The sequence below is a fragment of the Aliikangiella sp. G2MR2-5 genome (assembly GCF_015687155.1).
In the GTDB taxonomy this organism is placed as follows: Bacteria; Pseudomonadota; Gammaproteobacteria; order Enterobacterales; family Kangiellaceae; genus Aliikangiella.
In genome coordinates this window covers 1726308-1739149 of record NZ_JADPQF010000001.1, presented here as the reverse complement: position 1 = coordinate 1739149, position 12842 = coordinate 1726308, and the positions used below count along the sequence as shown (strand labels likewise).

Below are 12842 nucleotides of genomic sequence, written 5' to 3'. Positions count from 1 at the left end.
ATGATGATTAAGGGTTCGAAGCAATAGAGTCGCTATTAGGAGTATTTTCTTTTTCTTCTGTCTGTTTTTTAGCAACTTGATCTCTTACATTGACATCATCAATTGCAACTACTTCAATTTTTGACTCATGTTTTAATATCTGCTGGCCTGTGCTAATAACTTTATCTGATTCAGTAACTCCCTCTAAAATTTCAACCTTTCCATTATGTTTAATACCAATACTGACTGGAGTTTGAATTGCTTTGTTATCTCGCACCACAAAAACGTGTGAACGGTTGTCTTGAGTGATTACTGTTTCTTGAGCCAGAACAAGAGAGTTTTCATGCACGTCAAAAACAACTTCAACTTTTCCAAACATGCCCGAGCGTAGTAAGCCGGTTTTATCGTTAAGTTTTGCTACTACTTTAAAAGTGCCTGTTTGCGTATCAATCGACGGACGAATTCGTTCGATAGTTCCTTCAATCACCTGGTTCCTCATTGCGTCAACGGTTAATAGGATTGCTTGTTCCTTTTTAACATGTTGAAGTTCTTTTTCTGGTAAGTGAAGAACCGCTTTTAATGACGCCGGATCAACAATTTTGAATAGAACCTGATTATTAGCGATTAAGTTACCCGGCTTTACAAGTCGCTCTGTAATAACGCCATCGATCGGAGCTCTAATGGTTGCGTAGTCCAGTTTTAGTTTAGACAATTGATATTGAGCGCTTTGTGCTTTGTATTCAAATCTAGCTCTATCGAGTGCATCAGAACTAGCTAGCTTCTTATTGAAAAGGGCTTCCTGTCTTTTTAATTCTTTTCGCAATTTATTTGAAGTTGCTTCTAATTGTGCAACTTCCAGGGACAATTGTTCAACGTCCAGTTGAGCCAACGCCTGACCTTTTTTAACCTGGTCACCTTCCTCAACGAGGATATCTTGCAGTATTCCGGTAGAACGGGCAACAACATCTGCATCCGACTCTGCTTCCAGGGTCGTAATTGTAGTGTAGGTTTGTTGTATATTGCTTCTTTTAACTGTAACGACTTCAACAGGTATTGCTGCTTTTTCTTTCTCTTTAGCAACGACTTTTTCACCGTCTTTCTTCTCAGTTTGTTCTTGCTTGGCTTGTTTGTCATCTTTAGCTGAATCATCTGAGCAACCAGCAGTAATCATCGATAACCCCAATAAAGAGGAGATCAGTGTTGCTTTAACTAGTCCTGAATTTGATTTTGAGGCTGAAGTTTTCATCATGTACCTTCGTTTTTAAAAGTTACAGTTATCGGTTAACCGTTATTGATATCGGGTAACCGGATTTTGCAGAATGCGTGCCAGGTTGCTCTCGTTTGCTTTAATACCCGAAACTTTCTACTCAACGCCCATAATTCCTAAGGGGTATGCTGTATTATATGACTATAACACCTTTCAATTTGTGTGCGATTTGTAACAAAAGGTTATGATTGGCTGAAATGAATGGTTTAACACCTTAAATTTTAGTAAATCACGCCATTCTATTGAACCAAAATTAAGGAAGCTTATATTCTGAAAGTGTTTCTATAGAGAAGCATGCGGTGTTTATGCTCAAGGTTTAAAGGGGCTTGATATCAACTTTAAACAGGTAATGTTGACTCAAAAATTTTTAAAAAAGCTCAATATCAGGCTCAATAGCCTCTTTCTGGGTCGTTTTCTCAATCAGACTCTTAACTGCTGTCTCGAACCCTTGCCCCTGTTTAATTGCCAGATACAGGTCTCGTTCCTCTCTCATGGTATAGCTTTGCTCGATTCTATTGAAAATCTGTTCCCATCGGGACTCATCTCTAAATGCTTCTGCATCACCCAGTACTAAAATAGCTTGCTGAATATTGCTCAGAATATGCCTTAAACGTTGACTCATGCGGTCATAGAACTGGAAATCTACAACAGAGACTTTGACTTTTTCTTCAGTCTGCTTGTGTAGCTTATGGAGTTTTGCAATATCCGGGACAGGCTTTTGCTGCAAAAGCTCATCAATTTTTCGGTGGTGCTCCACTATTTCAAGGAATAACCTGGTTAGATCGGTAAAAGGTTTTTCTGTTTCTTCAAGAGACAACGCAAGTTGGGCAGCTGCCAGCTGCAGAAGCATTACCTGGTTTTCCGAGTTATCCATTAATTTCCTTGTGATATTAGTTGGATATTAGTTGGCGACTTTTGTTTTTTTAGAGTATAGCCAACTCTCACTAGATTGCTGTTTTTTATTGCGATTTCATCTGACTAAAACGGGCTAAAAAATGAACACCTTGTCTAAAATTTAAGATGAGAAGGTAGCTTGTACTTTTTCGAATAAGGGGAGTAGAGACTAGGAGTTGAATAGAGTTGACTGTTAATAGCGTATTTAGCGACTTCCACTTGACAAAAATTTAATTTGAACGTATGTTTCAAACAAGTGTTTAACTTTTGGTGCCATAATTTATGTCAAATAAATCTCAGACTAAAGCAAAAGTGCTTGATGCTGCTGAATTATTATTTGCTGAGCATGGTTTTGCGGAAACTAGTTTACGTGAGATTACTGCACGAGCAGAAGTTAATCTGGCATCGGTCAATTATCACTTCGGCTCTAAAAAGTCATTAATAGAAGCTGTATTTGATCGTTTTATGGAAAGTTTTACTAACCAGTTGATTACCGAGATGGCCGAACTTGATAAGAATTCTGAGCAGGTTACTGTAAACCAGGTTTTGGGAACTTTAGTTAAGCCTTTAATTTATATAGACGAAATAAGACCAAATGGTTCTTCGGTCTTTATGAAGTTACTAGGCCGGGCTTATGCTGAAACTCAAGGACACATACGCCGTTTTGCTATGGAAAGATATTCTCATGTATTAGCCCGCTTTACTCGACTTTTGCATAAAGCTTCACCAAGTTTAAGTCCGGCAGAAATGTTCTGGCGACTCCATTTTATGCTCGGATCTTTTATATTTACACTGGCTGGGCATGAAGCTCTCCAGGAAATATCAGAAAGTGACTTTAATCAAGCTGTTACAGTTGAACAAATTATTAATCGTTTAATTCCATTTTTATCCGCCGGTTTCGACTCAAATGAAGCTCCGGCTAAAATAATGTCTGCGGGAGAAGCATAGATATGATTACCCTTACCCAAATTCTGGTTCTCATTGGCGTGACCTGGGGGGCCGCATATATGCGGGCTCGCATGGGAATAGCGCTGGCGATTGCCGGAGCTGCTTTAGCGATCATGTCAATCCATGGCGAGTTCAAACTGATTCCTTGGTTATTGTATGGCGCTGTAGCTTTGTTGTTCTTCGCTGATGACCTGCGTAAAGACAGAATTACGCGTCCGATTTTTAAAATGTTTAAAAGTGTATTGCCACCCATGAACCAAACCGAGAGAGAAGCGCTTGAAGCTGGTGATGTTTGGTGGGATGGAGAGCTGTTTAAAGGAAACCCTGACTGGAAAGAGATGCTTTCCTATGAAAAACCTGAGCTGAGTGCTGAAGAACAGTCGTTTGTCGACAATCAGGTCGAAACTGTATGTAACATGTGTAGCGACTGGGACATTAATTTTAAAGATAAGGACTTGCCTTCGGAAGTGTGGGAGTACCTTAAGAAAGAAGGTTTCTGGGGACTTATCATCCCCAAAGAGTACGGGGGGAAAGGTTTCTCCGCTCTTGCTCATTCGACTATAGTCACCAAGCTGTCCACTCGAAGTGGTGTTTTAGGAGTCACAACTATGGTACCTAACTCGTTAGGGCCGGCGGAACTCCTATTGCACTATGGAACTGATGAGCAGAAAAATTACTATTTGCCCCGGTTAGCAAAAGGCGATGAAATTCCTTGTTTTGCATTAACGGGTCCTAAAGCAGGTTCAGATGCTGGCGCAATTCCAGATACAGGTATTATCTGTAAAGGAGAATATGAAGGGGAGGAGGTACTCGGAATCCGCTTAAATTGGGACAAGCGTTATATCACATTGGCACCAGTTGCAACTGTATTGGGCTTAGCCTTTAAGATGTATGATCCTGATGGTTTGATTGGAGATAAAGAGGATATTGGTATTACAGTTGCCCTTATTCCTACCAATCATCCAGGCGTGGAAATTGGTGACCGCCATTATCCGATGGGACAAGCGTTTATGAATGGTCCTACTCGCGGAAAAGATGTATTTATTCCATTGGATTGGATTATTGGTGGTCAAGATTATGCCGGTAAAGGTTGGCGTATGCTGGTTGAGTGTTTGTCTGCAGGTCGAGGTATATCATTACCTTCTTCTTCAACCGCTACAGGAAAACTTGCCTACCGTGCTACCGGCGCCTATTCAGTGCTGCGAGAGCAGTTCAAAACTCAAATTGGTAAATTCGAAGGTGTAGAAGAAGCGCTCGCTCGTATCGCGGGAAATACCTATCAGCTGGAAGCGGCTCGTCTAATGACTGCCGGCGCCGTAGATATGGGCGTTAAGCCATCGGTAGTGACCGCAATCGCCAAATATCACATGACCGAAGCTGCCAGAAATCTGGTGACAGATTCTATGGACATACATGGCGGACGAGGAGTAATAATGGGAGAGCGTAACTACCTATCTAGTGGTTACATGTCAATGCCCATAAGTATTACGGTTGAAGGCGCTAATATTCTGACACGTAACCTGATGATCTTTGGTCAGGGAGCTGTGCGTTGTCATCCGTTTGTGTTCCGTGAAATGCAAGCCGCAAACAATCCAAACGAACAACAAGGTGTTGACGAGTTTGACTCGTTATTTTTCCGCCACATTGGATACGGGCTGAGTAATTTTATTCGAACTCTCACGCTTGGTTTGACTTCAGGTCGCATTGTTCCTAAACCGGTTACAGGTCCTACTGGTCGTTACTACCAGCAGTTGACCAGAATGAGTTCAGCATTGGCATTGGTATCGGACTTATCGATGGCAGTGTTAGGTGGTGATCTTAAGCGTAAGGAAAGGTTATCTGCTCGTCTCGGTGATGTTCTAAGCTATTTATATTTGAGCTCAACTGTACTTAAATATTATGAAGATCAGGGCTGCCAGGAAGCTGACCTGCCTTATGTTCAGTGGAATTTGGAGAACAACTTATACTTGATGCAGAAAGCGTTTAATGAGTTTTTTGACAACTTCAAACCTTCCTGGTTAGGAAAAGTTCTTAAGCGAGTCGTTTTTCCATTTGGTAGCTGGCATAAAAAACCAAGTGACAAACTTGACCACAAAATTGTTGCGCCAATGTTTAACCAGAATGAGTTACGTGACCGTTTAACCAGGAATATCTTTATCGGGAACGAAAATGATCCTATGGGGCGAATCGAAAACGCCTTTAACAAAGTGTTGGAAACTGCACACATAGCAGAAACTCTCAAGCGAGCGATAAAAGAGGGTAAATTAACACCTGCCAGAGAGCTAGGGGAGACAATTAATACTGCTGTAGCTGCAGGGATACTTACTCAAAAAGATGCAGATGATTATCTTGAGTCTGAAAGGCTCCGTTTGGATGCAATGCAGGTTGATGAATACAGTAAGGCCTATGTTGCGGGAGACTTTGCGAAAAGTGAGCAAGCCCAGGCAGGTAAAGCTGCATAATCTTTGTTCACTTTAGAGTAAACTACTTAAAAGGCTGCTAATTGATTGGCGGCCTTTTTTCATTGTTATGTGCTGTTGGCATTTAAAACATGTGAATTATCATTCATAAATGTGTAAAAATCATTTGGCAATTATTATTGTATGCTAGAATTCCCATCAGGGTTCAATTCAGTTAGCGTTAATGTTGGAAGGTTGATAATCTCTCCCTGTAAAGCGTCAAGATTACTATGGCTGTATTTTTATTTTCCAACTAACAGGCAAAGCTATACACTGATATTTAGTTTTTCTTCAGATCTAATACAAATGAAAAAGGGTTTTTCATCATGGCTATTCTAAAAAAATCACAAGTGAAATCAGGATTGGGTAAAGTCGCAACAGGATTACTTGCGAGTGCGTTAATTCTAACGACGGGATGTAAGAATCTTGATCCATACACTGGTGAAGAGAAAACCAGTAATACCGTTAAGTATGGTGCAATTGGTGCCGCGATTTGTGGCATTATAGGCGCACGAGATTCCGGTCAGCATGCGCGAAACGCTGCTGTAGGCTGCGGTATCATCGGAGCTTCTATTGGTGCCTATATGGATAATCAGGAAGAAAAACTACGTCAATCATTAGAAAATACAGGGGTAAGTATTAAGCGAGAAGGCGATCAGATTCGTCTGATCATGCCTGGCAACATAACTTTCGCTACAAATAGCTCCGATATTCAAGAGGGCTTCAAGCCCGTTCTCAATTCAGTAGTAACCGTTTTAAGAGAATACGACGAGACAATTGTTGAGATAGAAGGCTATACCGATTCCACTGGTTCGCTATCATACAACTTACAGTTGTCGCAAGCGAGAGCACAGTCTGTATCTAATTATTTGCAAGTAGGTGGAATTATCACGCAGCGTCTGGTGACTTCCGGTAAGGGGCCGAACAACCCGATAGCAAATAATGCAACACCAGAAGGACGAGCAATGAATCGTCGTGTTGAGATTCGACTGAGAGCGATTGAAGCGAGAGGCTAATAACTCTCCAATTGAAAAAGCCGTGCGCATGCGCGGCTTTTTCATTTAGTTTCCAATGATAGCCAACTCACTTTGTTAATAACTCCTCGTTGTTTTATTCGGGGATTAGTCATCATACGGCAACAAACTTAAGTTTGTGACTTCCAACCATTTGCAATAGCGCTTAAAATTGTCATTCCTGACTTTTCGGCAGGAGTAATTGATTATTATGATTGAGCAATGAGAAAACCAATAAAAAAATACAGTCAAGGAGAACCCCTTTCTCCCTGGAGAGAAAAGCTTCACGAAATTATATTTGAAGCGGATACGCCAGCAGGTAAGGCTTTTGATACAGTATTAATCATAGGTATTACTTTGAGTGTGATTGCCGTTATGCTGGACAGTGTCGAAACCATCAGATTAGGCTTTGGCCAAATCCTCGATATTATCGAATGGGGGTTTACTCTGATTTTCCTGGTTGAGTATATATTGCGCCTGATTTCTGTGCGTAAACCGTTACTTTATGCCACTAGTTTTTTAGGTGTTGTTGATCTGGTATCAATATTGCCCAGCTTTATTGGGCTCGTATACGCAGGTGCGGAAACTTTACTGGTTATACGGGTATTGCGAGTACTTCGGGTTTTTCGTGTTTTCAAGCTAGCCGAGTATCTCGGGGAAGCTGATTATCTGATGAGAGCGCTGCGCTCCAGTCGAAAAAAAATAGCTGTTTTTTTGTACACGGTTTTTATCTTTGTGGTCGTGTTCGGTTCTATCATGTATTTAGTTGAAGGCGCTGAAAGCGGTTTTACCAGTATTCCCAAAGCTGTATACTGGGCTATTATCACGCTGACCACCGTGGGGTATGGTGATATTGTACCACAGTCGCATCTCGGGCAAATGATCGCATCAGCCGTTATGATCATGGGTTATGCAATAATTGCTGTGCCCACGGGGATTTATGCCACTGAATTGTCTAAAGTCTACAAAGATGATATGACAAATATTGCGTGTATTAATTGTGGTGAAGATGGTCATGACGCCGATGCTGTTTATTGTAAGTACTGTGGTGGACAGCTCTGAGAGCCAGGAGCAAGAGTGCCAAGAGCAAGAGAACTAAGAGAACTAAGAGAACTAAGAGAACTAAGAGAACTAAGAGAACTAAGAGAGTGTTGCACTATCTAGTTTAACTTTTGATATGTAGTTACGGAAACCAGGAAAATAACTATTCATTATGCGAGAAAGATTACCGCAGCAGCTAGAAGATAGCGCTCGAAGTCAATATCTAGAGGCGATGGGTATTACCTGGTGGGTGCCCAAAGCACATCCTGAAGCAGACAAGTCGATTGAAACCTTTATTGATGAACGTGCACAAAGCAACTCTCTTGAAGATTCGGATTCCAGTAGTGGTCAAAAAACTTTTTACCCAAATGAGGTAGAAAGAGAAGATAATAACAGCCACCTTTCCCATTCTGAAAGTTCTAAACCTGCTAGTTGCATTGATAGAGACTTGGAGACGAAACCGGTTATCGGCGATGAACTTGACAGCAATTGCGATGGTCAGAGTTTGCTTTCTAATACAGCCGATAATTTAAAAGCACTTGAATCTAATGAAGGTCATTTAGTGACTGGTGATACTGGTTCTTCCAAAAAAGACACGCTTGAAGATTTTACAACGGAGTTAAAACTTAAAGGCTATCTAAAGTTAGTGAACTGGAAAGGAGGAGATTTTGCTGGAAAGTCGGTGATGGTCTTGTGTCGACATGATACCGAACAACCCGCTCAGAGTTTTGCTCGTCCGCATGGACCAAGCCAGTTTATGTCGGATTATTTAGATGCGTTTAAAGGAATGCTCGTTAATCAGGAAGTTCAGTTTTCCATGGGGCACCTGGCTGAAGCTGGTTTAGGTGAAAATAGTGTTCTCCTGAGCGATAGTTTGTCAGAATTAAACCCCGACCTGGTTTTGTTGCTTGGTGATGAAGCCGTGAAGTTACTTTTAGGTGAACAACAATCATTAGCTGAGTACAGAGGACGAGTAATTCAGCTCGCTGATACATTTCCAACAATTATTAGTTACCATCCTTATTCATTAATATCTGAGCCTTCCCTTAAGCGATTAGCCTATGAGGACTTAAAGCTGGCTGCGAAAGTTTTTAGTTAAAGCTATATGATAGTCAGAAGTGTAAGACCTGCAGATCTTCCAGCTATTTGGAAAATAGAAAAAGAATCTCATCCTTTTCCGTGGAGTGAGAAAGCACTGAAAGACAGTATGAATGGTCAAATTTTTAATTGTCTGGAAAAGCAGGGAAATATCATTGGTTTTTATATTTTAGCTCAAGTCCTCGACGAGCTTGAGATTCTTAATATTGCAGTATCGCCTTCACTTCAGGGCAAAGGACTCGGAACTCTTTTAATGAAAGATATCAGGTCATTGGCTACCAGGCGCGAAGTTAATACTATTTTTCTGGAAGTTCGGTCTTCAAACCTTAAGGCGATTTCTCTATACAAAAGAGCTGGTTTTGAAAGTATAGGGATAAGAAAACAATATTATCGCTCTGATAATGGCAGAGAGGATGCGATCATGATGAAATTGTTGTTAGAGCAGAAGGCAGAGAACTTCTAGAGAGCAGCATAGCGATTAGTGCTATTTCTCTGCCATAAAGTAGATGGCCGAAACATCTAATATTGACTAATCTTTGACTATATGCCGTCAGCAACTGAAATTGTTCTTTGGCGACTAACTATTGCCTGTTTTATCCAGAAAAATGACATATGCAGAAATTATTTTAGAGACGTTAAACTCAGTAAATTGATGCAAGAATAGCAAGGATTCGAGGTGAAAGCAGAATTTTTTATCAAACACATTAAGCTCTTTTTAACATTAATTATTCTGGCTGCAGTGACAATTCCTTTGTTGTCGCTTGCATTATCATCAATGGATTTTATTCGAGAACAAGCAAAGAGAGCTTTTCAAAACCAGTTTAACGGTGAAGTCAAACAAATCGATCGAGGGTTTAGTCTCTATTTCAACAAGATAGAAAATGATGTTGAGTATTTTGCCGGTAATGGGCTGGTGCTTAATGCCGGAAGTGATATTCAGACCTATATGGAATCTGAGTATCGACAAATGGAGCCAGAAGAGGGGAGTAGTCTCGAAAAGCGACTTTATAGTCTGTTTGAGGATTATGGAAAAACACATGAAAATGTTTCCTACATTTACTTTGGAAATTATGAAGGCGGCTATGTTCAGTGGCCTAAAGGTCCTGTGGTTGCCAACTATGATCCAAGGATTAGACCGTGGTTTGTGACTGGAAAAAATGCAAGAGGCAAAGTTGTACGAGCTGATGCGTATTATTGGGTCGGTGATGATACTACTATTGTTTCAACCGTGAAGAGAGTTTCTGACGCTGAAGGACGTCCGGTTGGAGTTATTGGAATAGATGTAACTCTTGATCAACTAACGTCAATGCTTGATTCCGTAAAATTGGCACCCGGGAGTGCCATGATGTTGATAGAGCAAAATGGACGCGTAATTGCTGACACAAGAAACAAAGATAATAACTTCAAGTTTATCCACGAGATAGAAAAAGGACGGCTAGCTTCGATTAACTATCGAGACTATAACCTCGAAGTTTTGTCGATTGATGGCATTGAATACATGGTCTCCAATTATGATTCATTGGAGTTGGGGTGGCGGTTTGTAAGCTTCGTCCCCGCACATATTGTTGAGGATAGAGTTAAACAAGCGGTTGATGAGTTTATGTTGATTACTCTATCAAGTATTCTCAGTTTTGTGCTTATCTCATTTATTGTTGCTTCGGTTATCTCCAGAACAATCTCTCACTATATACGTCAGGTAGAGTTCCATCAAAAAGAGACCGAAAAATTGGCCGCTACACGCAGTCACTTTTTAAAAAATGTATCACATCTATTGCGAACTTCGCTGAACCACATACACGGTTACTGTCAGTATTTATTGACCCGAACCTCAAAAGATGCTGACGACAAAGAAGCCTTGGCTGTCCAACGGATTTTTGATAGTAGTAATACACTAAAGCAACATATTGATGATATTTATACATTAGTCGAGCTTGAGACTGGCTCACCCTCGTTAGAAATGGCGTCTCTTCAAAGCTTTAGAGCTGCAATGTCTCAAGTAGATATTCAGGTGGATTTTGCTGGAAATGTGATAGACGAAGGCTCTCTCTCTATCGAGTCCAGGCACCTTGAAGTTCTGGTTTCAACTCTGGAAAGAATTAAAAATCAGCTCGTTAAAGGTGGAATTTCTTGCCTGATAGAAGCTAATAGTGGGCAAAGGCAATTGTTAATTAATATCGAAAGTATGTCATTGATTGGTATGTCTGACACTCAAAACCGAGATTCAAAAGAGTTACTACTTAATGGATTTGTCGATCTTTATGGTGGGGCTTATGAAGAAAAAACGGAAAAAGACAGAGTTTCCATATTAGTCACAATACCTTGCTAAACTTCCTCTTTTTCGAGTCAAATCGATAAAAAACGCCTGTAATATCGTCAAATTACGGTGGCAAATTAGTGGTTGATCATGGATAATCCGCCCTTGATTTTTGAAATGCTAACTGCCGGGTTTAGTCGTGAGCACAGAATCTGATTTAAGACGTACATTTGCAATAATTTCCCACCCTGATGCGGGTAAGACAACCATTACTGAAAAGCTGCTATTGCTGGGACAAAAGATCCAGGAAGCAGGAACGGTGAAAGGAAAGAAGTCAGGAAAGCACGCGACTTCTGACTGGATGGAAATGGAGAAAGAACGTGGAATTTCGGTTACTACCTCGGTAATGCAGTTTCCTTACAATGGGCGTGTTGTTAACCTGCTTGATACTCCCGGCCACGAAGATTTTTCTGAAGATACTTATCGAACTTTAACCGCGGTGGATTCTGCTCTGATGGTAATCGATTCCAGTAAAGGGGTAGAGGACAGAACCGTAAAATTAATGGAAGTCTGCCGTTTACGAGACACGCCTATTGTGACCTTCATGAATAAGCTTGACCGTGATATCAAAGATCCTATCGAGTTGATGGATGAGGTTGAAGAGGTCTTGAATATCAAATGTGCTCCGGTCACCTGGCCGATAGGTATGGGTAAAGAGTTTAAGGGCATCTACCATCTACATCAGGACAGGATTTATTTCTATCGAACCGGTCAGGGGCATACTATTCAGGAAGTTGACACGCTGGATGGAATTGATAACCCTGAGCTAGACAAAAGAATTGGTTCGCTAGCGCAAGACTTACGTGATGAGTTAGAGCTTGTTTTAGGTGCAAGTCATGAGTTTGATCTTGATGAGTTCGGTAAAGGTGCTTTGACTCCCGTCTTCTTTGGAACCGCTCTGGGAAATTTTGGAGTCACTCAGATGCTCGATGGATTTGTTGAATGGGCGCCAAAACCTTTAAGCAGACAAACGGACAAAAGAGAAATCAGCTCTTCGGAAGATAAATTTTCCGGCTTCATCTTTAAAATTCAGGCCAACATGGATCCACAGCATCGCGACCGTATCGCGTTTATGCGAATTGTTTCAGGAAAGTACAATAAAGGTATGAAAATGCGGCATGTGCGAATTAACAGAGACATTCAGGTTTCGAATGCGGTAACTTTTCTGGCTGGAGATAGAGCGAACCTTGAAGAAGCTCACGCCGGTGATATTATCGGGCTGCACAATCATGGAACGATTCAGATTGGCGATACCTTTACCGAAGGTGAAGAACTGAAGTTTTCAGGGATACCAAATTTTGCTCCGGAGCTGTTTAGAAGAGTTCGACTAAAAGATCCGCTTAAGAATAAGGCGCTCTTAAAGGGGCTAATTCAGCTGTCCGAAGAAGGTGCTACCCAGGTTTTCAGGCCTATGAATTCAAACGATCTGATATTAGGGGCTGTAGGTGTACTGCAGTTTGATGTTGTTGCGCATCGCCTTAAAGATGAGTACAAGGTAAGTTGTATTTTCGAGCCCGTATCCGTGAATACTGCTCGTTGGGTCGAGTGTGATGATGAGAAAATGCTTGATCAGTTTAAGAACAAAGCGTCTGATAATCTCGCACTTGATGGAGGAGACAACCTGACCTATCTCGCGCCAACTCGAGTAAACTTAAATCTGACAGAAGAACGTTGGCCAGATATTCGGTTCACTCATACCAGAGAGCATTAGGCTAGCGTTTTTAGAGCTGTACAGAAAAAGAGTAGCCGAGAGAGAGCCGCCTTCGGCTATTTCCAATTTCGCTTTAATTTTCGCCTATACTTAAACAGAACAATGCAGCAGTTGATGA

10 protein-coding genes are annotated in these 12842 nt (G+C 41.1%); 8 read left to right on the top strand and 2 right to left on the bottom strand.

The window, feature by feature from the left end; translation table 11 throughout:
- Positions 1–7: 7 nt before the first annotated feature.
- On the bottom strand, positions 8–1228 hold the full coding sequence (locus IYN84_RS07105) for an efflux RND transporter periplasmic adaptor subunit (protein ID WP_196138449.1): 1221 nt from the start codon (positions 1226–1228) through the stop codon (positions 8–10).
- Positions 1229–1613: 385 nt separating this feature from the next.
- Positions 1614–2120, bottom strand: coding sequence for a hypothetical protein (locus IYN84_RS07100; protein ID WP_196138448.1), 507 nt, complete (start codon positions 2118–2120; stop codon positions 1614–1616).
- 302 nt (positions 2121–2422) lie between these two features.
- On the opposite strand from IYN84_RS07100, the gene IYN84_RS07095 reads away from it, so the two are divergent.
- The 8 genes from IYN84_RS07095 (at position 2423) to prfC (ending at position 12724) form a co-directional block, all read left to right on the top strand.
- Positions 2423–3088 carry a TetR/AcrR family transcriptional regulator gene (locus IYN84_RS07095; RefSeq protein WP_196138447.1) on the top strand — a complete coding sequence of 222 codons (666 nt, stop codon included), beginning with the start codon at positions 2423–2425 and terminating at the stop codon, positions 3086–3088.
- A 2-nt stretch (positions 3089–3090) separates the two neighbouring features.
- Positions 3091–5550 (top strand): acyl-CoA dehydrogenase, encoded by a 2460-nt coding sequence (locus IYN84_RS07090; protein WP_196138446.1) that lies wholly within the window; start codon positions 3091–3093, stop codon positions 5548–5550.
- Between the two features lie 323 nt (positions 5551–5873).
- Positions 5874–6563, top strand: a complete 690-nt coding sequence (locus tag IYN84_RS07085) for an OmpA family protein (protein ID WP_196138445.1) — start codon at positions 5874–5876, stop codon at positions 6561–6563.
- A 219-nt stretch (positions 6564–6782) separates the two neighbouring features.
- Positions 6783–7622, top strand: coding sequence for an ion transporter (locus IYN84_RS07080; protein ID WP_196138444.1), 840 nt, complete (start codon positions 6783–6785; stop codon positions 7620–7622).
- Between the two features lie 151 nt (positions 7623–7773).
- Positions 7774–8700: a hypothetical protein gene (locus IYN84_RS07075; protein WP_196138443.1), complete on the top strand. Its 927-nt coding sequence runs from the start codon at positions 7774–7776 to the stop codon at positions 8698–8700.
- Positions 8701–8706: 6 nt separating this feature from the next.
- The gene (rimI, locus tag IYN84_RS07070; protein ID WP_196138442.1) at positions 8707–9162 is read left to right on the top strand and encodes a ribosomal protein S18-alanine N-acetyltransferase; all 456 of its coding nucleotides are present in this window, start codon (positions 8707–8709) and stop codon (positions 9160–9162) included.
- A 213-nt stretch (positions 9163–9375) separates the two neighbouring features.
- Positions 9376–11025 (top strand): cache domain-containing protein, encoded by a 1650-nt coding sequence (locus IYN84_RS07065; protein ID WP_196138441.1) that lies wholly within the window; start codon positions 9376–9378, stop codon positions 11023–11025.
- 127 nt (positions 11026–11152) lie between these two features.
- Complete coding sequence (gene prfC, locus IYN84_RS07060; protein WP_196138440.1) at positions 11153–12724, top strand: peptide chain release factor 3; 1572 nt, start codon at positions 11153–11155, stop codon at positions 12722–12724.
- The last annotated feature ends 118 nt before the right edge of the window (positions 12725–12842 follow it).

What these genes read in the sequence shown, in the direction of transcription:
- IYN84_RS07075 (WP_196138443.1), top strand. Translation starts at nt 7,774, where the DNA reads ATGCGAGAAAGATTACCGCAGCAGCTAGAAGATAGCGCTCGAAGTCAA.
- IYN84_RS07085 (WP_196138445.1), top strand. Translation starts at nt 5,874, where the DNA reads ATGGCTATTCTAAAAAAATCACAAGTGAAATCAGGATTGGGTAAAGTC.
- rimI (WP_196138442.1), top strand. Translation starts at nt 8,707, where the DNA reads ATGATAGTCAGAAGTGTAAGACCTGCAGATCTTCCAGCTATTTGGAAA.
- IYN84_RS07100 (WP_196138448.1), bottom strand. Translation starts at nt 2,120, where the DNA reads ATGGATAACTCGGAAAACCAGGTAATGCTTCTGCAGCTGGCAGCTGCC.
- IYN84_RS07095 (WP_196138447.1), top strand. Translation starts at nt 2,423, where the DNA reads ATGTCAAATAAATCTCAGACTAAAGCAAAAGTGCTTGATGCTGCTGAA.
- IYN84_RS07090 (WP_196138446.1), top strand. Translation starts at nt 3,091, where the DNA reads ATGATTACCCTTACCCAAATTCTGGTTCTCATTGGCGTGACCTGGGGG.
- IYN84_RS07080 (WP_196138444.1), top strand. Translation starts at nt 6,783, where the DNA reads ATGAGAAAACCAATAAAAAAATACAGTCAAGGAGAACCCCTTTCTCCC.
- IYN84_RS07105 (WP_196138449.1), bottom strand. Translation starts at nt 1,228, where the DNA reads ATGATGAAAACTTCAGCCTCAAAATCAAATTCAGGACTAGTTAAAGCA.